Here is a 20,953-nt window from a genome sequence, read left to right as displayed (position 1 = left end):
GAGTAGTCGGCGTGTTGAATGTCTGTGCGCCGCGGGTAGTCGATCAGGGTCACGTATCAGGAGGTGCATGTGTCACGCGCAATCCATGTATTCCGCACCCCCGATCGTTTCGTCGCCGGGACTGTCGGTGAGCCGGGCGATCGTTCGTTCTATTTGCAGGCCGTGCAGGAACCGCGCGTCGTCAGCGTGCTGCTGGAGAAGCAGCAGGTGAAGGTGCTCGCCGACCGTATGGGTCTGCTGTTGGACGAGGTCGCGCGGCGCTTCGGCGCCGAGGTGCCGCCGCAGGCCGACGACGTGGCCGATGTGGATCCGCTGGTGACGCCGGTCGACGCCGAATTCCGGGTCGGCACCATGGGCTTGGGCTGGGACGCCGACGCGGGAGCGGTGGTGGTGGAGCTGCTGGCGATCACCGAGACCGAAGTGGACGAGTCGGTGGTGCTCGATGACACCGAGGAGGGCCCGGACGCGGTGCGGGTGTTCCTGACCCCGATCCAGGCGCGCGAATTCGCGCTGCGCTCGACCCGTGTCATCGCCGCGGGGCGGCCGCCGTGCCCGCTGTGCGGCGAACCACTCTCGGCGCGCGGGCACATGTGTGTACGAACCAACGGATACAAGCGCGGGGACATTTTCGGCGCCGCCGAGCTGGAGGAGTAGCCGGTGGCCGCGTGGCACACCGCCGAGCTGACGGTGATCGGACGGGTAACCGTCGCAAGCAATGTCACCCTCGTCTGTGACGTGCCCGCGAGCACGGATCCCGACGGCGCGCCACTGCGGGTGGTGTACAAGCCCGTGCGCGGTGAGCAACCGCTGTGGGACTTCCCCGACGGCACCCTCGCGGGCCGCGAGGTGGCCTCCTATCTGATATCGGATGCGCTCGGCTGGGGTGTCATCCCGGAAACCGTCCTGCGTGAGGGCCCCTACGGTCCCGGCATGGTGCAGCGCTGGGTGGAGTCCGTGGACAACCACACCGCGCAAGGCAACCGGCTCGACCTGATCGACCTGGTGCCCGCGGGCGCGGTTCCCGACGGCTTCTGCGAAGTGCTGCGCGCCCTCGACCCGGCAGGCAACGAGGTGTCGCTGATCCACGCCGACGATCCGCGCCTGCAGCGGGTGGCGGTGCTCGACCTATTGCTCAACAACGCCGACCGCAAGGGCGGGCACGCACTCGAAGGCACCGACGGTCAGGTCTACGGGGTCGACCACGGCATCTGCCTGCACAGCGAGCACAAACTCCGTACCGTGCTGTGGGGATGGGCAGGCCGCGGCGTCGGTCAGGATCTGCTCGACGACATCACCGCGTTCGCGAAGGCGCTGCCCGGTCAGCTCGCCGACGCTCTCGCCCCGCACCTCACCGACACCGAGATCGGGGCACTCGCCGATCGGACCCAGGAACTGCTGGACGACCCGGTGATGCCGGTGCCGCGCACCGCCCGCCCGATTCCCTGGCCCGCGTTCTGATCGGCAGGGTGACCCTCGCAGGGCCTCCCTGCGGTGTCGCGTCGTGTACCAGACTGGGCGCATGCGCTACCGACTCTTCGGCTCGACCGGCTGACGAATCTCTGAACTCGTCTTGGGCACAATGGGTTTCGAGGACGCCGAGGAAAGTCGACGCATCATCGACGCTTATGCCGACGCGGGTGGCAATGTCCTGGACACCGCAGCGGCCTACGGCGAAGGAGAGAGCCTGCTCGGGGCGGTGATCCAACGCCGCGACCGTTTCGTACTCGGCACCAAGTACACGCTGTCGCGCGACACCGCGGATCTGAATGCCGCGGGCAATCACCGCAAGAATCTGGTGTTGTCGCTCGAGCAGAGCCTGCGGCGGCTGCGCACCGACTACATCGACATCTACTGGGTGCATCTGTGGGACCGGCACACCCCGATCGAGGAAACGATGCGAGCGCTCGACGACGCGGTGCGTGCGGGCAAGATCCTCTACGTCGGCATCTCCGACGCACCGTATGTTGACTCCTTCGGTGTCGCGCTCGAATTAATTATGTGCATAATGTTATTCACATAACTAATCTGGCGAAGGGAACCCCATGGACTTCGAGCAAGCCGACGCACTCAACCAGGCCATCCGCCTGCTGAGCCTGCGCCACCGAGCCAGGGCCGCGGCGCTGCTGGCCCCACTCGGCCTGCACCCCGGGCAAGAAGCGCTCCTGCTCGAACTCACCCGGACGGGCCCGATGATTCAGGCGCAGCTCAGCGAGGCGCTCGGCTGCGAGCCACCCAGTGTCACGCTCATGGCCCGCAAGCTGGAAGCCTCCGGCCACATCCGCCGCAAACCCGCTCCTTCCGACAAGCGCGCCAGCATCGTCGAACTCACAGACAGCGGCAAAGCGCTAGCCCATCAGGTCAAGCAGCTATGGTGCGCTCTGGCGGAGGAAACCGTGGCCGGCCTGCCCGCCGAGACAGTGGCAGAACTACCCGGCATACTCCAGACCCTGACCGGCAACGTGGATGCCAGGCGCCCCCGCCACCCACATGGCCGCCGGCAGGGTCTGGTCGCGGAATCGCGGCAGGCCGGGCACATTGATCAAGACATGGCGTCGACCGGTGATGACGAACCGAGGGCGCCGGGGTGGGTCCGCGAGCACGTCGAGCAGATCGCACGCACCGGCACGACCGACGGCGTCACGGTCAGTGGCCTGCCCACCGTGCTGATGACCTACCGGGGCGCCAAGACCGGCAAGGTTCGCAAGGCGCCGCTGATGCGTGTCGAACACGAGGGACGCTACGCAGCTGTGGCGTCCAAGGGGGGCGCGCCGACCAACCCGCAGTGGTACACCGGCCTGGTCGCCGAGCCGGTCATCGAGCTTCAGGACGGCGCGGCGATCCTGGGGTACCGGGCGCGCGAGGTATTCGGGGACGAAAAGGCCCTCTGGTGGCGCCGGGCGGTGGACGCGTACCCGGACTATGCCGACTACCAGCGCAAGACCGACCGCCAGATCCCGGTCTTCGTGCTCGAACCAATCAGCGGCGGCACACCGGCCGGTGACGGCACCGAGGGCTAGTGCGGCGGGCTCCGGCACGGTCGAGGACGCATGTGGCTGTCGCGGCCGCAACAGCTCAACCCAACAGCGGGCGCACTTTCTCGCCGACGAATCGAACGAACTCGACCGGGTTCGGGTCGTCGTCGGCGGGTTCGAGCACGACGGTGTCCGCGCCTGCGGCCGCGTACCGGCGCACTGTGTCGGCGATGGAATCGGGGCCGCCGGCGATGCCCGCACCCTCTTGGAATCCGTTCTGCTCGGCCTTTGCCGCCAGACGACGGTCCGCGTCGGGTCCGGTGGCCGCGGCCAGGTACACGATCACCCGATGCGGTTCGGTTCGCCCGGCTTCGGCGCGTCCCTCATCGATCAGCGCCCGCGCCGCGCGCACACCGTCGGGAGCGGTGCGCGAGGTGAGGATGGTGCCATCGGCGAGCTCGCCGGACAGGCGCAGCGTCCGTGGGCCGCTCGCGGCGGCCAGCATCGGTGCGGGCACCGTCGGCGGCCAGTCCAGCGCGACCTTGTCCAGCTGCACGTAGCGCCCCGCGGTGGTGACGGTTCGACCGGAAAGCAATCCGCGCAGCGCGCCGAGCTGTTCGCGCAGCAAGGTCATCGGTGATTCGACGCCGGCACCGACCTGCGCCATCCATTCCTGCACACCGTGCCCGAATCCTGGCAGGAACCGCCCGGGGTGCAGCCGCAGCAACGAAGCGACCTCCATGGCAGTCAGTGCGACATTGCGCAACGGCACCGGCATCACCCCGATCCCGACGCGCACCCGCTCGGTCCGCGCCAGCACGGTCGCGGCCGCCGCGACACCACCACCCCAGAAGCAGTCCTCCCACAACCAGAGTTCCTCCAGCCCGCTCTCTTCCGCGGCATCGCCGACTGCGGCAAGATGTTCCGGAGGAATCCTGGGAAGCGCTACGGCACCGAGAACAGTCATCCGGCCACGGTATCCCCGAGCACCGACAGATGCGCTGGATCCGGCCCGCGACCGCCGGGCCGCGCGGCCCTATCGCTGACTGCGAGATCGCGATTCGCCCGGTTCGCCGACATCGCAATTCGACCCCGCATCGCATCGAACCAGCGAGACCGTAAATGTTGACATCCGCCGGTGACGACATTTGCGCAGGTCGAAACCCACCATAAGGGTGTGCTAGGTCGCTAATCAGGCGGGGCGAAGGCCGATGATCTCGACCACACCTTTACCCTCGAATCATGCAGTCCTGGTCCGATACCGCCCTTCCCACCATCCCCGGAGCAGGGCCACCGTTGCGGTTGTTCGACACCGCCGACCGACAGGTCCGGCCGGTCACCCCCGGCCCCACCGCCACCATGTACGTCTGCGGGATCACCCCATACGACGCCACCCACCTCGGGCACGCGGCCACCTACCTCACCTTCGACCTGGTGAACCGGTTGTGGCGGGACGCGGGCCACACCGTGCACTACGTGCAGAACGTGACCGATGTCGACGACCCGCTGTTCGAGCGCGCCGCCCGCGACGGCTTGGACTGGCGTGCGCTGGGCACCCGCGAGATCGAGCTGTTCCGTGCGGACATGTCCGCCCTGCGGATCGTGCCGCCACGCGACTACATCGGCGCCATCGAGTCCGTCGACGAGGTCGTGGAACTGGTGCAGAAACTGCTGGCCTCGGGTGCGGCGTATGTCGTCGACGATGCCGAATTCCCCGACATCTACTTCCGCGCCGACGCCACCGAGCAGTTCGGCTACGAATCCGGCTACGACCGCGCCACCATGGAGCGACTGTTTGCCGAGCGCGGCGGCGACCCCGACCGACCGGGTAAGCGCGACACCATCGACGCACTGCTGTGGCGCGCCGCGCGCCCTGATGAACCGTCCTGGCCCGCCCCCTTCGGCGCGGGTCGTCCCGGCTGGCACATCGAGTGCGCAGCGATCGCGCTCAACCGCGTCGGACCCGAGTTCGACATCCAGGGCGGCGGCAGCGACCTGATCTACCCCCACCACGAGTATTCCGCCGCGCACGCCGAAGCCCTCATTGCAGGCCGCCGCTTTGCCCGCCACTACGTGCACGCCGGTCTGATCGGCCTCGACGGCGAAAAGATGTCCAAGTCCAAGGGCAACCTCGTCCTCGTATCCAAGCTGCGCCGCGCGGGCACCGACCCCGCCGCGATCCGCCTCGGCCTGCTCGCCGGTCACTACCGCCAGGACCGCATGTGGACCGACACCGTCCTCGCGGAGGCCACCCAGCGCCTGGACCGGTGGCGGCGCGCAACGTCGCTGGCCGCCGGCCCCGCCGCCGAGGACACCATCGCCCGCCTGCGCCAGCACCTCGCCGATGATCTCGATACCCCGAAAGCCTTGGCTGCCGTGGACAACTGGGCCGACCAAGCCCTCGAGTACGGCGGCGCGGACCGCGACGCCCCGGCCCTCGTCGCGACCGCGGTCGATGCGTTGCTGGGCGTGCAGCTCTAAAGTCTCGTGCCACCCGCCCGTTTTCCGAGTGCGCAGTGGTGGCCTGCCTCTCGCCGACGACGGTCTTCGGAGGTCGGCCCCGGACGTTCTCCGAAGACCGTCGACCGGCCCACCACCGTCCGAATCCCGCAGTGCGACCGGGTTCGGTGTTTGTCCACGCATGGCGGTGGCAGGCTGCTCGGTGAGCAGGGCGGCGGGCGCTCAGCCAGTGGTCTCCCTTGCCCGCGCTGCGATTCCGTGATCTGGTACACACGTGTGCAACATTCATCCGCGCGTTCTGATCGGTCGGCACACCGCGCTCGGTGGCGCCTTCGATGCCCTCGCGCAGATCGCGGCCGGTCGTTTGGAAGCATCCACCGAGCCGGACGCCGAACGAACGGTCGTGGCACGCAGGCGTTTCTTCGGCGCCGACATCGTCGACGCGCAAACCGGAGCGGTGCGCGCCGACCGGGTGGTGTTGTCGTGGGTGGGATGCACAACTTTCGCGCTGGCAATCGGCGGATCGGTGTTCCTGCTCGACGCGTGGGTTCCTCGGTTCACCAGTTCGGGGTATGTGCCCGCCACTGCGCAGGACCTGGCCGACCTGCGTCCCGAGGCGATCTTCATCGGGCACGGACATTTCGATCACGCGGGTGACGCGGGCCGGATCGCGCAGGCTTGCGGCGCGGTCGTACACGGCACCGCCGAGCACTGTGCGGCTATTCGCGCGCAAGTGTCGGACCCGTCGTTCCCGACCTCCGAGCTCGGCAATGCCGAGACCCTGATCGGTGCACGTCACGAATTCACCGTCGGCAACGTTGCGGTGACTGCCGTCCGTCACCTGCATTCGGCCCCGACCGCCCCGGACCGCAGCGATCCGGCGTCACCGTTCTTCCCGGCCCCGGATATACGCCCGATCATGCGGCACCCACCGACAATCGATGGCGTCCTGCAGAACCTGCCGCGACTGCGCGATCCCGAAGGCGGTGTCCTGCTCTACCAATTCCGGGTTCCCGGATTCACACTCACCTGGCACGACTCCGCGGGCCCGCTGACCGAGAAAGCCCCGCACGTGTTCGACGTCTTGGCCGGCCTTGCCCCCACCGACGTCCAGATCGGTGCCATCCAGGGCTACAACCAGATCACCAACGGCCTACGGGACCCCCGCCGCTACATCGAATCCCTCGGCCCGACCCTCTTCGTCCCCAGCCACCACGACAACTGGCTCCCCGGTTTCACCAGCCCCGCCGCCCGCTACGACACCCCACTGCGCACGGAACTGGCCCGCCTCACCCTCGCACGGCGCCCGGAATTGCGCACCATGCACGACCCGGCCGACTACCTCAGCCCGCAGCGACTGACATTCTCGCTGTAGACCTTTCCCGCCCCGACCGAATCAGTGCTGCCGAGCAGCACATGACTGCGGCAATCACCGTCCACACCCAGGTCCGTAGCGTCTGAGTCGGCCGGTAACAATCCGCCCGATGGATGCGTGGGTCTGGTGCAGGCGGATAGTGATCCTGCTCGCAGCTGCGCCCGCGAAACCACCCACACACCACCGCGCCTGTTCACAGCGACACCGAGGTGATCCGAGGGATCACTGAACATGGTGCAGCACAGGGTGTTTCATAGTCGAGAGGCTCTCGCGACCGCGCTCGAGCGGGCGCACCTGCTGCTGGTCGGCGACCACCGAACCCGCTAGCCCGCAGACAGTTCCACCGACTCTGCAGGCTCGTGCACCGTCGCCTCGGGCTCGGCGGCATAGAGCTGCTCGATGGCCGCCGCGTACTTCGTGGCGATCGGCTTGCGGCGCAACTTCATCGTCAGGGTGACCTCGTCGCCGCCGGGTTCCCAGAATGTCGGCAGGATGGTGAAACGTTTGATCTGTTCGACGCGCGACAGTTGCGCGTTGCCCGCCGCGACGCCGCGCGCAATCTCGGCGATCACGCCGGGATCGGCGGCGAGCGTGGCGGGAGAGGCATCGGGCAGTCCGTGCTGCGCGGCATACGGTTGGGCGGATTCGGCGTCCAGCACGATCAGTGTGGTGTTGAACGGTCGCGCGTCCCCGATGGTGGCGAGCGCACCGACCAGTGGCGCGGCGGCTTTGATCGCGTTCTCGATGTTGGCCGGGGACATGTTCTTTCCCGCGGAGTTGATGATCAGTTCCTTCTTACGGTCCACCACCCGCAGGTATCCGTCGGCGTCGATGGTGAGGATGTCACCGGTGTGCAGCCAGCCGTCGGCGTCGATGGCTTCCGCGGTCTTCTCCGGCTCCTTGCGATAACGACGCATCACCAGGGGACCGCGGATCAGGAATTCGCCGTCCTCGGCGATCGTGGACTCCATGCCGGGCAGCAACCGACCGACCGTGCCCAGGCGCGCCTGCGCCGGCGGGCTGGCGCTGGCCACGCACGTCAGCTCGGACATGCCCCAGATCTCGGAGATGGGGATGCCGAGGCCCGCGAAGAACCCGAGGGTCTCCGGCGGGATCGGTGCCGCACCCGAAATCGCCCACTTCACCTGGTCCAGACCGAGTTTCGCGCGCAGCTTCGACAGCACCGCTACATCGGCCTTCGCCCATTCCGCCGCCAGCTCTGCCTCGACCGGTCGTCCATCCAGCTGTGCGGCCGCCTTGCGCGCTGCCACCTCCAGTGCCCACTGCAAAGCGGCGCGGGTGGCGTCGTCGGGTTCGTTGGCAACCGAGAATTCGACCGCGGCCTTGAGCTTTTCCCACACTCGCGGCACCGCACCCCAGATTGTCGGATGCACGTCCGATAATGCGGCGGGCAGCAACGCCCGGTCCGGCACGACGGTGATCTGGGTTCCGAAGTACTCCTGCAAATACAGCGCGGTCAACCGGTCGGCCATGTGTGCGCTGGGCAGGAAGGAGGTTTGGCGGTCGCCGAATTCGACCGACAGCACCGCGTTGAAGGCGTGCACCTCGGCGTGCAGGTTCGCGTGGGTGATCTCGACGCCCTTGGGGTTTCCGGTGGTGCCGGAGGTGTAGACCAATGTCGCGACGTCCTCGGGCTGCACGGCCTGCCAAGTCGCTTCGAAGTCGAAATCGGTGCGGCCCTTGGCTTTGAGTTCGGCGACGCTGATGGTTCCCGCATGCTCTGCATCGACGCACACGATGGTCTCGATCGGCACCCCGCACGACCGAACCCGGTCGACGTACTGTTCCTCGCAGATCACCACCCGGTTCTCGGCATTGGTGAACACATAGTTCAACTGCTCGGGAGCCAGGGTGTTGTACACCGAGAACGATGTCGCGCCGGTGTGCTGGGCGCCCACTTCCAGCGGATAGAACTCGACCCTGTTGGCCATCATCAGCGCGACAGTGTCGCCACGGCCGATCCCGAGGGCGTTGAGCCCGGCGGCGATGTGCCTGACCTGATCGGCGTATTCACGCCAGGTCAGGCTCTGTCCGCCTCCGATGGAGCGAACCGCGACCGCCTCGGGTTCGATCGCGGCGATGCGCTGGAACGCAGCACACGTAGTGTTCGGTTGATTCATCCCACAATCTCAATCACGTCGCCCGGCTTTGCTGTCCACGACGTTAGGGTGCGAGCCGAGCAGCGTGGGACGTTTCGCACTATTTAGCTGCTCAGACGCCACAGCGAGGTGATCTCCGCCACGCGAGCGGTATGCAGGGGATCGGTGGGGTCCAGCGGTCGGGTGTGGCGCGGTCGGGTGTCGAGGCGGTCGAGGACCCGCAGGCCCGCCGCGGCAATGGCGTCGGTCAGGTCGTTGCGGGTCCTCAGTCCGAGGTGCTCGGCCAGGTCCGACAGGATCAGCCAACCTTCGCCGCCGGGCGCCAGATGGGCGGTAAGCCCGTCGAGAAATCCGTGCAGCATGGCGCTGTCGGGATCGTACACACCCTGTTCGACGGCGGCGGTGGGCCGCGCCGGCAGCCACGGTGGGTTGCACACGATCAGGTCGGCGCGACCGTGCGGGAACAGGTCGGGCCCGATCACCTCGATACGACCGGCGAGTTCGAGCCGGTCGATGTTGTCGCGAGCGCAGACCAGTGCGCGCGGGTTGATGTCGGTGGCCACGACCCGCCCGATGCCGCGACGGGCCAGCACCGCTGCCAGCACCCCCGTTCCGGTGCCGAGGTCGAAGGCGGTGCGGTCACCGTCGCCCGACAGGGGCGCCCGCGCAACGAGATCGACGTATTCGCCACGGACGGGAGAGAAAACCCCGTAGTGCGGGTGGATGCGCGCACCCAGCGCAGGCACCTCCACGCCCTTGGCCCGCCACTGCTGCGCACCGATGGCGCCGAGCAACTCGGTGACCGCGACGACCATCGGCTCGCCGGGCGACCCATAGGTTTCGGCGCACACCCGCCGCAGATCGGGCGCTCGACGCAACTCGAGGGTGTGGTCCGCGGACAGCTCGACGACCAGTTTCCCCAGCACCCGCGCGCGATGGCCGCGGGCCCTGCGGTACAGGTGAAACGATTCGGCGACGCTGCCGCCCCGTGGCGGCGTGATGCGGTCGATGCGGCGACGCAGTGCCTGCAACAACTGGCGCGCTTGCTGAAAATCGCCCCGCCACAACAGCGCGGTGCCTTCACACGCCAGCCGGTAGGCGGTGTCGGCGCGCAAGGTGTCGTCGGCGACGACGACATGTCGCGGCATCGGTGCGGCGCTCTCGGAATGCCAGCGCGCGCTGCGGTCGGTGTCGGCTTCGGTCCAGTGCATGGTGGGCACGGGGGTGCTCCTCGTGATCGAACGTGCATGGGCACGGAGAGCGCTTCGACGAGGAGGGAGAACAGCCGGTGTCGGACCCGGGAGGCGGGGTCGGAACGGGAGGGCTAGCGGTCCTGCGTCGAAGCGCGAGCGAAGGAGTCGCCGAGGACCATGCCGAGCGTCACGAGAAGCCCTTCCACTGAGATACCCCACAAGACTCCCACACCGCGCAGGGTGTCGGAGGTCGGGGTCCGGGACAAGAGCCGGCAGCGGCTGCCAGCGTCGCGATCGACGAGCGGCAGGGGCCGCTGCTGGAGGCCTGAAATGCCGTGGTGCCGGTGCGGGTTCGGCGAGGATCGCCCTTCCGAGCTCAGGCAGACACTGTCGCGTTCATCGCGCGGGTGAAGGCGACGATAGCCGGATGGCGGTCAGCGCCTGCGCGGAAGGCGATTCTGGTATGGCGTGCGATCGGGAGTTCGGTGAGGATCACTTCGGCCGGCGGGTGTGTGGCACTCAGTTCGGGAACCAGTGCGACGCCCTGTCCGGCGGCCACAAAGGCCAGCGCCGTGGCGAATTCGTCGATCTGGTGGCGGATGTGCGGGAGAAAGCCCGCGGCTCGGCAGGCGCGGATGGTCATGGTGTGGCAGCGGGTGCCGGTGGTGGCCACGATCCACGGCTCGTCGCGGCAGGTGGCGAGCATCCCGCCGGGAGAGGCGGCGCGGGGCGTGGTCGAGGCGAGGAACATTGTCTCGCGGTAGAGGGGCTCGGTGCGAACTCCGGTTTCGGATGGGAACGGCACCAGGTCGTAGTCGTGCACGAGTGCCACATCCAGCTCGCCGGAGCGCAGCGCGTCCGAAACCAGCGCCGGATCGAGCTCTGCCACCTGGGGTTCGAGGCCGGGATGGTCCGCGGCCAGCATGCTCAGGGCCGCGGGGATGAAAGCCTGTGTGGCGGAAGGGAAAGCGCCGATCCGCAGTGGACCGGTCAGCCCCGCCTCAGTGTTGGCCAGATCTGCTTCGGCCTCTTCGAGCCGGGCCAGCACGGCTTCGGTGTGCCCGACGAGGGTGTGACCGGCCGGGGTGAGGGTCACCCGTCGACCGGTGCGCTGCAATAACGCCGCGCCCGCTTCCCGCTCCAGCGCGCTCAGTTGCTGCGAGACCGCGGAGGGTGTGAAGGCCATGGCTTCGGCGACGGCCGCGATCGTCCCGCGCCGCGCCAGTTCCCGCAGCAGTCGCAGGCGTCGAACATCGAGCATCAGCTGAGCTTACGCTCGAAGCCACAAATGCGAACTAGACCTGCGGTTATCTGCCGGACAAGCTGGACGTATGGCTCAGCACGAACCTCTGCAGGGGATATTCGTCCCGCTCGTCACCCCGTTCACCGCCATGGGAGAAGTCGCGGTGGAGGCCCTGGAATCCTTGGCTCACCGTGTCCTCGACGAAGGCGCGACCGGGCTGGTCGCGCTCGGCACCACCGGCGAACCCGCCACCCTCGACGCCGACGAAAAGCACACTGTCCTTGCGGTGTGCGCCGAAGTCTGCCGCACCCGCAACGCACCACTGATCCTCGGTACCGGCGACAACAACACCCGCGCCACCACCGCCGCGCTCGAGGCTCTCGAATCCCATCCCGAAATCACCGCGGCGCTGGTCCCGGTGCCCTACTACACGCGCCCGTCGGAAGCCGGTGTCCGCGCACACTTCACCCAGCTCGCGGCAGCCAGCCCGATCCCCGTGATCATCTACCACATCCCTTACCGCACAGCCCGATCCGTCAGCGCCGACACTCTGCGCGAATTGGGGCGCCTGCCCGGCATCGTCGCGGTGAAATACGCGACCGGTGGCATCGACGCCGATACCGTCGACCTACTCGGCGACCTGCCCGAAGACTTCGCCGTCCTCGCAGGCGACGACCAGTTCCTGTTCCCCCTGATCGCCCTCGGCGCCACCGGCGGCATCCTCGCCTCCGCACAACTGACCACCGCACCCTTCGTCGCCCTGATCTCCACCTGGCGCAACGGAAACCATGCGCAAGCCCGCGCACTGGGAGCCGCACTGGCGAAAATGTCCGCCGCCGCCTTCGGCGAACCCAACCCGACGGTGATCAAGGCGGTCCTGCACGCCCAGGGCCGAATCCCCACTCCCGACGTCCGCCTGCCCCTCCTCCCTGCCGGACCGGACTCGGTCGCCCAGGTCATCCAACATCTCGCAGCCATTGCCGACATACCGATCCCCGATCGCGACCCGGTAGTCACGCCATCGAGTGGCGCGTGACCGGGTGCGCCACCGGCATGTTGGCACGACCATGTGCCACTCACCGCGGGGCCCGGGCCGGCGGGCGTGGTCATGAAGCTGGATAAGAGCGCGCGTGTCATACGGTTTGCCGTCGAGGTGGATAGCGATCGACACATCGAAGAGCACGCTCCGGAGAACGCGCGGGCCGGCTGGTGCTTACCGAACCGCAGCGCTACCGACTCTTCGCACGCACCCTGCTCAACCAGCTGACGCCTCCACCGGCCATGACAGTGCCCGCACCACCGCACCAGTTGAAACAGCTCACGCCGCATACTCATACACCGCCCGAACCCACCCCCGCATGACTATTCGCGTCGATCCGGTCACCCATCACTCCGCCCCCACCCCGCCATCCACCGAGGTGCGACCCCGCTACCGGCCCATCCAGGTGTCGATCCGTTCCAGGGCACCAGGGGTGTATGCGCAGGTGATGTGATCACACGGAAGCACCGTGAGCGACACGTCGGCCCCCGCGTTCTGCCAGGTCTGCTGCAGCGCCCGCGCGCCCGCGACCGGGATCCACGCGTCGAGCAGGCCATGCCACAGGTAGATCGGCATGGTCGGTGTCGCGCCACCGGCTTTCGTCTCGCGGTAGACGCGGCGCACGAGATCGGTGTCGTAGGGGTCGACCTCCGTCAGCGAGCGCAACGGCACCGGCGCGACACCGAGCACCGCGGCACTCGAGCAGAGGTTCTTGTTCTGCTGCACAGTCGACACGCCGACATCGTTGAGCAGGTCGAAGGCGCCGGGTGTCACGCGGGCCACGCCCAGTGCCGCCATCAGGTACAGCACCGAGGCCGGCGGTTTGCCGTCCATGGTCTTGCGCAGCAAGCTCAGATCCGCGGGCGTGCCGCCTGCCGCGGCCCCCAGCATTCTCAGCTCGGGTGCGTAGGTGGGCTGCATCTGCGCGGCCCACACCGTCGCGATCGCGCCACCGCTGTAGCCGATCATCGCGGTCGGACTGCCCGCCAGCCCAGCGGACGGGAAGGCGAGCGCGGCACGGAGCCCGTCGAGCACCTCCCGGCCCTGAGTGGGTCCGTGCGCGTAGGCCATCCGGGGGCCTTGATAGTCGGTCATCACGACCGCGTAACCGCTCGACAGCAATTGGCGGGTGATATCGGGCGTCTCGATGGACACCTCATGGGTCAGTTGATACGACGGGTTACATTTCAGGCCGACACTGTCGATCGCGTAGTTGTTGCCGACAACCCTGCCGTTCCACGCCTTCGGTTTCATGATCGTGGTCAACGTGGCGATCGCCGCACGTCGGCGGCTGTCGTCTTGAACCACACCTGCCACGCGTCGAAGCTCGAAGTCAAGGCCAGCGGCGGCAGGATCCGCACCGAGCGGCTCGACAGGATCGCCCCGTTGGGTAATCCATCGGTGGCGAAATGCTGATCGAGATAGGCGTCACCGGTGGGGTCGGGGTCGAAACTCGACGCGTCGACAGGTTGGGCCGCGACAAGGGTCGATGCCGTGAACACGGTGAAGGCCAAAGCAATTGCGACGAAAATCGCGCGCCATGGCGGCCGGAGTTTGACCACGTTGCCCTTCTGTCGAAAGCCGCACCACCGGAGCTCCGCCCACCGCGCAAGGCTTGCTACGCGCAGTCGATCGGGTACCGCTCCGGACCCCTTCCGCGCAGACGTTAGCCGACCGAAGTGCGAAGTTCGGTGATTTCGATGGTCGTGTGCGATCGGAGATGTTTGCCGACGCGGTGCTGTACACGTCTGAGACAGTTCCCTAGATTCGCTAGGTATGAAGACCATCGAGCTCGACGCGCCCGACGGCACCATCGAGGCGATCCTGGCCCGCCCCACCGGCACGGGGCCGTGGCCGGGCATTGTGGTGCTGCACGACGGAGTGGGTTTCAGCGCCGATCTGCGCAGCAATGTCGAGATGCTGGCCGACTACGGCTACCTCACGATCACTCCGAATCTGTTCTCTCGCGGCCGAGTTCGCTGCATTCGCTCGGTCTTCCGCGCACTGTTGGTCACCGGCGACGGCCCGCCGGTGCGCGACATCCTCACCGCGCGTGACCGCCTGCTGGTCGACGCCGACTGCACACGCAAAATCGCGGTCGTCGGCTTCTGTATGGGCGGTGGTTTCGCGTTGCTCACCGCTCCCCAGGGATTCGACGCGGCGGCGCCGTTCTATCCGGGCCTCTACGGTGACTATCGCGCCCGGCTGGAGGGCGCGTGCCCGGTGGTGGCCAGCTACGCGGCACTCGACCCGTCACTGATCGGCGCACCCGCCAAACTCGACCGCGCACTGACCGAACTCGGCGTCGAACACGACATCAAGTCCTACGCCGGCACCATGCACGGCTTCGCCAATGTTCTTCCGGTCGAGCCACTGTTGCGCGTCACCGGCCTCGGCTACGACGAGGACGCCACCCGCGACGCCTGGCACCGCATCTTCGCCTTCTTCGACCGTCACCTCACCGCCGAAAACCCTGCCACCCAACCGGACCCGAACTAGCACCGAAGCAATACGGCACCGGGTGAGCGGAGTCGATGCGCACCCGCGCTCGGATCTCGGTCGCCGATCGTCACCTGGACTGCGGCTGGTCGGCCGATGCCGTGTGAACTCGACCTCGGTAAGTGGTCCGATCGAATCGGTTCGCGCCGCCCAGAGCTCGCCACCTCGATCGGACGGGGACCCGCCTGCAGCGGGACGGTGTCATTCGCCGTGCCACTGCGGTGCGCGCTTTTCGGCGAAGGCGCGGGGTCCCTCCTGGGCGTCCTTGCTGAGGAACACCCCCATCGCCTCCTGCATGCTCATCTCCCAGATGGGGGTTTCCCACTCGGAGCCGAAGTCGTTGACGCGGTGGATGATTCGCTTCGAGGCACGCACCGCCAGCGGCGCGTTGGCGGCGATGGTCTCGGCGAGTGCGATGGCGGTGGGCAGCACCTGCTCGGCGGGGACGACACGGTTGACCAAGCCCCAGGTAGCGGCCGCGGCGGCATCGATGGGGGTGCCAGTCAGCGCCATTTCCAGCGCGATCTTGGGTGGGATCTGGCGCGGCAGCCGCAATAGTCCACCGGCGGCGGCGATGAGGCCGCGCTTGACCTCGGGCAGTCCGAGGGTGGCGTCCCTACTCATCACGGCCAGGTCGCTGGCCAGCACGATCTCGGTGCCGCCGCCGAGGGCAAAGCCGTTGACGGCGGCGATGAGTGGTTTGTCGATGAAATGCTGGACGAGGCCGGCGAATCCGTATTCGGGGTGCTCGGGGTCGCCGATGCCGTTGCCGCGGGAGAGTTCTTTGAGATCCGCGCCCGCGCAGAACGCCCGGCCCGCGCCGGTGATGATGCCGACCCGCAATTGCGGGTCGGCGGCCAGTTCCTCGAGGGCCGCGCCGACGGCGACCGACAGTGCGGCGTTCACCGCGTTCATCGCCTCGGGTCTGTTCAGGGTGATGACAGCGATGTGGCCCCGGCGTTGCAGGGTGGCGGCCTCGCTCAAGACGGTCTCCTCGAATGGTGCGCGCTGGATCTGCTGGGGGAAAATCTACTCCGACAATGGAATCGTCGAGGGCGACTCGGAGGTGAGCGCGGCGAGTGCGCCGGCGAACATGGTGTTCTTGATGGCGCCGAGGGTCCCGGAGTCCTTGCCGCCCAACGGAGCCAGCAGTTCCAGCGCGGCGGCAGTCACCGCACCCTCGGGCGCGGTCGCATCGACGATGTCGTGGGCTAGGGCGTCCACACCGCCGAAGCGGCGACCGGTGGTCATCGAGGCGATGGCCGACTTCGGGGGGAGCTTGGCCTGGATGAGCGCGGCCATGCCGGGGGTGAACGGGATGCGGATGTCGACCTCGGGGAAGCAGAAGAAGCCGCGGTCGGCACGCATCACGCGGTAGTCGTGGGCGATGGCCAGCATGGCGCCGGCACCGAAGGCGTGTCCGGGCAGCGCGGCAGCGGTCGGGATGGGCAGGGTGAGCACGCGTGCGAACAACGCCTGCACCCGCCCGACATACCACTGGGCGCGTTCACCGTTGGCGATCAGCCAGTCCAGATCCAGACCGTTGGAGTAGAACTTGCCGCCGCCGGTGGTCACCAGACCTTGTGCGCCCTCGGCCAGCACAGTGTCGAGGTGGGCCTCGACGGCATCGAGGAAGTCGGGGGAGAAGCGGTTCTCGTCGCCGCCGAGGTCGAGGACGGCGATCTTGTCGTGGTAGTCGAGGGTGGGCATGGTGATTCCTTTCGAGGGGCTTCGGGAAACGGGTCAGTGCGGGCCCACATCCAGGACCGCGCGCACCGCGGCGCGCAACTGGTGGCGGGCACGGGGATCGGTGAGCCGGTCACGGCGCAACAGGATGGCGGTGGGCAAGTCGACGAGGCAGGTGGTGATCACCTCGACCGCGCGGGCGTCGCCGCGATCCCACAGGGCGCGCGCGAGGCGGATCATCAACTCCACCAGGGTCCGGTCGGTACCTGCCAGTTCGGCGGCGAGCGCTTCGGGTACCTCGTCGCCGAGCAGTTCGTCGCGGGACACCAGGTGCAGCAGCCTCGCGGATTCGGGGAACTGTTCGGCGAAGAGCACCGGGGTCTCGGCCGCGGCGAGCACCGCTTCGATCACCGCTTGGATCGCCGCGGGCGCTGTCGCGGCGAGGTGGGTGTCGACCAGTTCGGTCTGCATGGCCAGAAACCGGTGCGCGGCGCGCAACCAGCTGCGCCCGAGCAGTTCCGCGCGCGAGCCGAAGGTGTGATAGATCGCGCCGTTGGACACCCCGGTCGCCGCGGCGACCGCGCGGATGGTGACCGCCGCCGGGCCCGATTGCACCGCCAGCAACTGTGCGGCATCGAGCACGGCGTCGGGGTCGTGGGTCCGTGGGCGAGGCATACCGACCACCATAACAGAGCAATTGCTCTGTTATAGATCTGCACGAATCCTCCGACGTCGACTCCCTGCATCGAAACCCCTGTTGCGCACTGCCACTTCATGTTTCGGCCGGTCACGGATACTTTCCGGCGATGGGAGCCCCGCATCGTAGATTTCGTTACGCTCACACGAGCCGGCAATACGATGCGGTACTGTTCGGTCCTCCCCGCCTTGCCCGAACGACAGAACGGCGCACCGATGTCACGAGTGGTCACCAAGGAGCAGTATTTCGACACCGCTCTGGAGGTGCTCGCCGAACTCGGATTCAAAGGCCTCAACATCGGTGTGCTGTGCCGCCGCCTCGGAGTCACCAGTGGCTCGTTCTACCACCACTTCGGCAGCTGGCAAGGCTTCGTCGACGCGCTACTCGAGCACTGGGAGAACCGTCAGGTGCTCATTCTGCGCACACTGAACTTCAACCAGGGCAACCCCGACGACGACATCCGCGCCATGTCCGACCTCGCCTCGGGCCTGCACCATGCCGCCGAGGCCGCGATCCGCGCCTGGGCCGCCAACGACGAATCGGTCAACCTCGCACTCAAGCGGGTCGACGAGTCGCGCCGCCGCACCGTGCACAAGGCCATCAAAGGCGTAGTAGGCGCCGAAGACACCACCGCGGTGGTCACCTCGCTGGGCATGGCGATGCTGATCGGCTACCAGCAGATCGCCGCCAGCGGCGAGGACGTCTCTTTGGACAAGCTGCTCACCGAATATGCCCGGCTGATCTACTCCCACGCCCGCCGCTGACCACTCAGCCCAGTAGCTCGTCCACATAGCACCAGCGCCACGCCTCACCCGGCTCCACACTGCGCATCACCGGATGCGCGGTCGCCGCGTAGTGCTTGCTGGCGTGGTTGCCGACCGAGGAATCACAGCACGCGATGTGCCCGCACGCCAGACACATCCGCAGATGCACCCACGTGAGGCCCTCGGCCAGACATTCCTGACATTCGTCGGGAGCACCGGGTTCGAGAACCAGCGGCGCGTCGCGCAGGTGCTCGCAATTGTCGGCCGCGCCGGGCAGGGCGAGAGGTTCGACGTTTTCTTCCTCGGTTTCGTCGTATCGGTCGATGATCGACTCTTCCAAATCGAGCCTGGCCAGCACATGCTGCAGGATCGCGTAGTCCAGGGCGCCCGAATCCCGCACCCGCAGCACCGTTTCCCGTTCCGCGCGCAACATCTCCAGCCGCAGCCGTCGGTACTCCGCGGTCGGTGTCGCCTGCTCGGATTCCGCGCGCCCCAGCCGCTCCCACGCCGCATTGGTCTTCCAGGCGACCCGATCACGCAACGACTCGACCACCCCGGGCGGGGTGTCGGGGGTGATCCGGCGTTCGAGCTCCGCCAAGCCCGCTGCGGTAGCCTGCTGCAACAGGTTCGCCTTCAGCAAGGCGTCCTCCGCGCGACTGGGTCCACGCAGATGCAGCCACCGCACCAGCAACGGCAACGAGGTGCCCTGCACCAGCAGCGTGCCCGCGACGACGATGACCGCCAACAGTTTCAACACCGGCAGCTGCGGAGTGCCCTCGGGCAGCAACAACACCGCCGCGAGGGTGACCACACCCCGCATCCCCGCCCACGACACCACCGTCGCATAACTGAGCGGCACATCCGATCCGGCGCGGTTGATCCGATGGAACAGCAGCGCCCACGGATAGATCCACAACGGCCGCGCCAGCATCGCCGCCGCCAGCACCGCCGCCGCAGCGATGATCAACTGACCGTGGTCGAGCCCACTGCTCCACGCACCCTCGAGGATCGCCCGCATCTGCAGGCCCACGATCAGGAACACCGAACTCTCCAGAATGAACTGGATGGTCCGCCAATTGGTGCGCTCGGCAATGCGCGAGGCCGCACTCTGCCACACCGGCGCGCCGTGCCCGAGGATCATCCCGCAGGTGACCACCGCGATCACCCCCGAAGCATGGATGCCCTCGGCCGGCAGATACGCGATGAACGGCGCGAGAAACGACAACGAGGTGTCCAGCACGGGGTCGGTGATCCGGCGGCGCAGCATCGCCAGCAGATACGCCACCACGATCCCCACCGCGGCACCACCGCCCGCGGCGAGCAAAAAGTCGCCGCCCGCCTTCCACACCGTCACCGTTCCCACCGACGCCGCGATCGCGGTGCGCACCGCCACCAGCGCGGTCGCGTCGTTGAACATCGACTCGTCCTCGAGGACGGTCACGATCCGCCGCGGCATCCCGATCCGGCGCGCCACTGCGGTCGCCGCGACCGCATCCGGTGGCGCCACCACCGCCCCCAGGGCCACCGCGACCGCGAAGGGCACCGGCAACAGCCACCACACCACCGCGGCCACCATGAAAGTGCTGAACAGCACCAAACCCACCGACAGCGACGCGATGGTGCGCGCGTTGGCCCGGAAATCCACCAGTGAGGTCCGAATCGCCGCGGTGTACAGCAGCGGCGGCAGCAACCCCAGCAAAATGATCTCCGGATCCGGATGCACCTCCGGGACGAACGGCAGATACGACGCCGCGACCCCGGCCAGCGTCAACACCAGCGGTTCGGAGATTCCGAACCGCCGCGCCAACGCTGCCAGCGACACCGCCGACGCAACGAGAACAACGAAGCCGAACGCGACATCCACTGTGGCATTCTCGCAGAGCAAACGACCGGCGCGAACCGACCGCACAGTACGTGACATGAACTCTGACGGTGGTTCGGCGGAATCGCTGTGGCGCCCGCGTTCGCGCGCAATGCTTGTCGACACAAATGGAGGAGGTTGATATGGAGGAGTTTGCGCTCTGGCGAGCCAACGGACGGCGCCACACCCACCGCGGTCACCAGATCTTCTGGCGCGACGGCGGAGCAGGTGCGGACGGCACGCTGCTGTGTATTCACGGATTCCCCACCGCATCCTGGGATTGGCACGCGGTGTGGCCGGGTCTGTGCGCGCGATTCGCGCGCGTGATCGCACCGGACATGATCGGATTCGGCTGGTCGGCTAAACCGCGCAACTACCGCTACGCGATCGCCGATCAGGCCGACCTGCACGAGAACCTGCTGCGCGAGCAGGGCATCGGGCGAGTCCACATCCTCGCCCACGACTACGGCGACACCGTCGCCCAGGAGTTGCTTGCCCGCGATAGTCGCCGCCGCGCCGAGGGCGACGACTCGCTGGTGATCGAATCGGTGTGCCTGCTCAACGGCGGACTGTTCCCGGAAACCCATCGAGCCCGCCTGATCCAACGGCTGCTGGCCGGTCCGCTCGGCCCGCTGATCGGCATTCTCGGCACCGAGCGCACCTTCACGCGCAGCCTCGCGGCCGTCTTCGGGCCCCGCACCAAACCCAGCGAGGAGCAGATGCGCCAGTTCTGGCTACTGTGGTGCAGCAAGCACGGTAAACGCAACGGCCACAAGCTCATTCGCTACATGAGCGAACGCAGGGCGAACCGGGCCCGCTGGGTCGGGGCACTACAGGAAACCACGGTGCCACTGCGACTGATCGACGGCCTGCGCGACCCGGTCTCCGGCGCGCACATGGTGGCGCGCTACCGCGAACTCGTCCCCGACCCCGATGTCGTCGAACTGCCCGAAGTCGGTCACTACCCGCAGCTGGAAGCCCCCGACGACACCCTCGCCGCCGTCCTCAACTTCCATAGCACGCGCGTGAAATAACGCCGCCACC

Annotated in this window: 20 protein-coding genes and 1 pseudogene; 11 read left to right on the top strand and 10 right to left on the bottom strand. The window is 67.6% G+C overall.

The window, feature by feature from the left end; all coding sequences use genetic code 11:
- Positions 1-69 precede the first annotated feature (69 nt).
- From OHA42_RS23855 to OHA42_RS23835, 5 genes and pseudogenes are all read left to right on the top strand, one after another.
- Positions 70-654, top strand: coding sequence for a DUF3090 domain-containing protein (locus tag OHA42_RS23855; protein ID WP_328400927.1), 585 nt, complete (start codon positions 70-72; stop codon positions 652-654).
- Between the two features lie 3 nt (positions 655-657).
- Positions 658-1,458, top strand: a complete 801-nt coding sequence (locus OHA42_RS23850; RefSeq protein ID WP_406230088.1) for an SCO1664 family protein — start codon at positions 658-660, stop codon at positions 1,456-1,458.
- Between the two features lie 121 nt (positions 1,459-1,579).
- Complete coding sequence (locus OHA42_RS23845) at positions 1,580-2,020, top strand: aldo/keto reductase (protein WP_406230087.1); 441 nt, start codon at positions 1,580-1,582, stop codon at positions 2,018-2,020.
- A gap of 22 nt (positions 2,021-2,042) precedes the next feature.
- Positions 2,043-2,252: pseudogene (locus OHA42_RS23840) on the top strand (MarR family transcriptional regulator); the annotation flags it as partial.
- A 294-nt stretch (positions 2,253-2,546) separates the two neighbouring features.
- Entirely contained in the window at positions 2,547-3,017 is a 471-nt protein-coding gene (locus tag OHA42_RS23835) for a nitroreductase family deazaflavin-dependent oxidoreductase (RefSeq protein ID WP_406239565.1), read from the top strand.
- 55 nt (positions 3,018-3,072) lie between these two features.
- On the opposite strand, the gene OHA42_RS23830 is transcribed toward OHA42_RS23835, so the two are convergent.
- Positions 3,073-3,939, bottom strand: a complete 867-nt coding sequence (locus tag OHA42_RS23830) for an LLM class flavin-dependent oxidoreductase (protein WP_406230086.1) — start codon at positions 3,937-3,939, stop codon at positions 3,073-3,075.
- Between the two features lie 275 nt (positions 3,940-4,214).
- On the opposite strand from OHA42_RS23830, the gene mshC reads away from it, so the two are divergent.
- Complete coding sequence (gene mshC, locus OHA42_RS23825) at positions 4,215-5,453, top strand: cysteine--1-D-myo-inosityl 2-amino-2-deoxy-alpha-D-glucopyranoside ligase (protein WP_406230085.1); 1,239 nt, start codon at positions 4,215-4,217, stop codon at positions 5,451-5,453.
- Positions 5,454-5,706: 253 nt separating this feature from the next.
- Positions 5,707-6,807, top strand: coding sequence for an MBL fold metallo-hydrolase (locus OHA42_RS23820; protein WP_406230084.1), 1,101 nt, complete (start codon positions 5,707-5,709; stop codon positions 6,805-6,807).
- A 323-nt stretch (positions 6,808-7,130) separates the two neighbouring features.
- Here the strand turns inward: OHA42_RS23820 and fadD11 are convergent, their stop codons facing one another.
- The 3 genes from fadD11 to OHA42_RS23805 all read right to left on the bottom strand — a co-directional run bounded on the left by fadD11 (position 7,131) and on the right by OHA42_RS23805 (position 11,381).
- Complete coding sequence (fadD11, locus tag OHA42_RS23815; RefSeq protein WP_406230083.1) at positions 7,131-8,948, bottom strand: fatty acid--CoA ligase FadD11; 1,818 nt, start codon at positions 8,946-8,948, stop codon at positions 7,131-7,133.
- An 83-nt stretch (positions 8,949-9,031) separates the two neighbouring features.
- On the bottom strand, positions 9,032-10,138 hold the full coding sequence (locus OHA42_RS23810; protein WP_406239563.1) for a methyltransferase: 1,107 nt from the start codon (positions 10,136-10,138) through the stop codon (positions 9,032-9,034).
- 358 nt (positions 10,139-10,496) lie between these two features.
- Positions 10,497-11,381: a LysR substrate-binding domain-containing protein gene (locus OHA42_RS23805; RefSeq protein WP_406230082.1), complete on the bottom strand. Its 885-nt coding sequence runs from the start codon at positions 11,379-11,381 to the stop codon at positions 10,497-10,499.
- Between the two features lie 70 nt (positions 11,382-11,451).
- Here OHA42_RS23805 and dapA point away from each other — a divergent pair, with 70 nt between their 5' ends.
- Positions 11,452-12,399 carry a 4-hydroxy-tetrahydrodipicolinate synthase gene (gene dapA, locus OHA42_RS23800; protein ID WP_406230081.1) on the top strand — a complete coding sequence of 316 codons (948 nt, stop codon included), beginning with the start codon at positions 11,452-11,454 and terminating at the stop codon, positions 12,397-12,399.
- A 393-nt stretch (positions 12,400-12,792) separates the two neighbouring features.
- Here dapA and OHA42_RS23795 read toward each other — a convergent pair whose 3' ends face one another.
- Both OHA42_RS23795 and OHA42_RS23790 read right to left on the bottom strand, forming a co-directional pair.
- Positions 12,793-13,719: a lipase family protein gene (locus tag OHA42_RS23795; protein WP_406230080.1), complete on the bottom strand. Its 927-nt coding sequence runs from the start codon at positions 13,717-13,719 to the stop codon at positions 12,793-12,795.
- Positions 13,665-13,964: a hypothetical protein gene (locus OHA42_RS23790; RefSeq protein WP_406230079.1), complete on the bottom strand. Its 300-nt coding sequence runs from the start codon at positions 13,962-13,964 to the stop codon at positions 13,665-13,667. Before OHA42_RS23790 ends, OHA42_RS23795 begins: the two co-directional genes overlap by 55 nt.
- Before the next feature lie 214 nt (positions 13,965-14,178).
- Between OHA42_RS23790 and OHA42_RS23785 the strand changes: the two genes are divergently transcribed.
- The gene (locus OHA42_RS23785; protein WP_406230078.1) at positions 14,179-14,901 is read left to right on the top strand and encodes a dienelactone hydrolase family protein; all 723 of its coding nucleotides are present in this window, start codon (positions 14,179-14,181) and stop codon (positions 14,899-14,901) included.
- A gap of 201 nt (positions 14,902-15,102) precedes the next feature.
- On the opposite strand, the gene OHA42_RS23780 is transcribed toward OHA42_RS23785, so the two are convergent.
- The 3 genes from OHA42_RS23780 to OHA42_RS23770 are packed head-to-tail and all read right to left on the bottom strand — an operon-like array spanning position 15,103 to position 17,262.
- Positions 15,103-15,885 (bottom strand): crotonase/enoyl-CoA hydratase family protein, encoded by a 783-nt coding sequence (locus tag OHA42_RS23780; protein WP_406230077.1) that lies wholly within the window; start codon positions 15,883-15,885, stop codon positions 15,103-15,105.
- Between the two features lie 45 nt (positions 15,886-15,930).
- Complete coding sequence (locus tag OHA42_RS23775; RefSeq protein WP_406230076.1) at positions 15,931-16,611, bottom strand: enoyl-CoA hydratase-related protein; 681 nt, start codon at positions 16,609-16,611, stop codon at positions 15,931-15,933.
- Positions 16,612-16,644: 33 nt separating this feature from the next.
- Complete coding sequence (locus OHA42_RS23770; RefSeq protein ID WP_406230075.1) at positions 16,645-17,262, bottom strand: TetR family transcriptional regulator; 618 nt, start codon at positions 17,260-17,262, stop codon at positions 16,645-16,647.
- 237 nt (positions 17,263-17,499) lie between these two features.
- Between OHA42_RS23770 and OHA42_RS23765 the strand changes: the two genes are divergently transcribed.
- Entirely contained in the window at positions 17,500-18,048 is a 549-nt protein-coding gene (locus OHA42_RS23765; protein WP_406230074.1) for a TetR/AcrR family transcriptional regulator, read from the top strand.
- 4 nt (positions 18,049-18,052) lie between these two features.
- On the opposite strand, the gene OHA42_RS23760 is transcribed toward OHA42_RS23765, so the two are convergent.
- Positions 18,053-19,969, bottom strand: a complete 1,917-nt coding sequence (locus OHA42_RS23760; protein ID WP_406230073.1) for a Na+/H+ antiporter — start codon at positions 19,967-19,969, stop codon at positions 18,053-18,055.
- An 83-nt stretch (positions 19,970-20,052) separates the two neighbouring features.
- On the opposite strand from OHA42_RS23760, the gene OHA42_RS23755 reads away from it, so the two are divergent.
- On the top strand, positions 20,053-20,943 hold the full coding sequence (locus OHA42_RS23755) for an alpha/beta fold hydrolase (protein ID WP_406230072.1): 891 nt from the start codon (positions 20,053-20,055) through the stop codon (positions 20,941-20,943).
- The last annotated feature ends 10 nt before the right edge of the window (positions 20,944-20,953 follow it).

The organism is Nocardia sp. NBC_01009, assembly GCF_045208035.1.
GTDB lineage: Bacteria > Actinomycetota > Actinomycetes > Mycobacteriales > Mycobacteriaceae > Nocardia.
Note: the sequence above shows the minus strand (reverse complement) of the source record. Positions and strands in the feature narration are given on the sequence as shown.

Excerpts from the sequence above, each read along its gene's own strand:
- OHA42_RS23845 (WP_406230087.1), top strand. The coding sequence starts at position 1,580 with ATGGGTTTCGAGGACGCCGAGGAAAGTCGACGCATCATCGACGCTTAT.
- OHA42_RS23835 (WP_406239565.1), top strand. The coding sequence starts at position 2,547 with ATGGCGTCGACCGGTGATGACGAACCGAGGGCGCCGGGGTGGGTCCGC.
- OHA42_RS23830 (WP_406230086.1), bottom strand. The coding sequence starts at position 3,939 with ATGACTGTTCTCGGTGCCGTAGCGCTTCCCAGGATTCCTCCGGAACAT.
- mshC (WP_406230085.1), top strand. The coding sequence starts at position 4,215 with ATGCAGTCCTGGTCCGATACCGCCCTTCCCACCATCCCCGGAGCAGGG.
- fadD11 (WP_406230083.1), bottom strand. The coding sequence starts at position 8,948 with ATGAATCAACCGAACACTACGTGTGCTGCGTTCCAGCGCATCGCCGCG.
- OHA42_RS23810 (WP_406239563.1), bottom strand. The coding sequence starts at position 10,138 with ATGCACTGGACCGAAGCCGACACCGACCGCAGCGCGCGCTGGCATTCC.
- OHA42_RS23805 (WP_406230082.1), bottom strand. The coding sequence starts at position 11,381 with ATGCTCGATGTTCGACGCCTGCGACTGCTGCGGGAACTGGCGCGGCGC.
- dapA (WP_406230081.1), top strand. The coding sequence starts at position 11,452 with ATGGCTCAGCACGAACCTCTGCAGGGGATATTCGTCCCGCTCGTCACC.
- OHA42_RS23785 (WP_406230078.1), top strand. The coding sequence starts at position 14,179 with ATGAAGACCATCGAGCTCGACGCGCCCGACGGCACCATCGAGGCGATC.
- OHA42_RS23775 (WP_406230076.1), bottom strand. The coding sequence starts at position 16,611 with ATGCCCACCCTCGACTACCACGACAAGATCGCCGTCCTCGACCTCGGC.
- OHA42_RS23770 (WP_406230075.1), bottom strand. The coding sequence starts at position 17,262 with ATGCCTCGCCCACGGACCCACGACCCCGACGCCGTGCTCGATGCCGCA.
- OHA42_RS23765 (WP_406230074.1), top strand. The coding sequence starts at position 17,500 with ATGTCACGAGTGGTCACCAAGGAGCAGTATTTCGACACCGCTCTGGAG.
- OHA42_RS23760 (WP_406230073.1), bottom strand. The coding sequence starts at position 19,969 with ATGTCACGTACTGTGCGGTCGGTTCGCGCCGGTCGTTTGCTCTGCGAG.
- OHA42_RS23755 (WP_406230072.1), top strand. The coding sequence starts at position 20,053 with ATGGAGGAGTTTGCGCTCTGGCGAGCCAACGGACGGCGCCACACCCAC.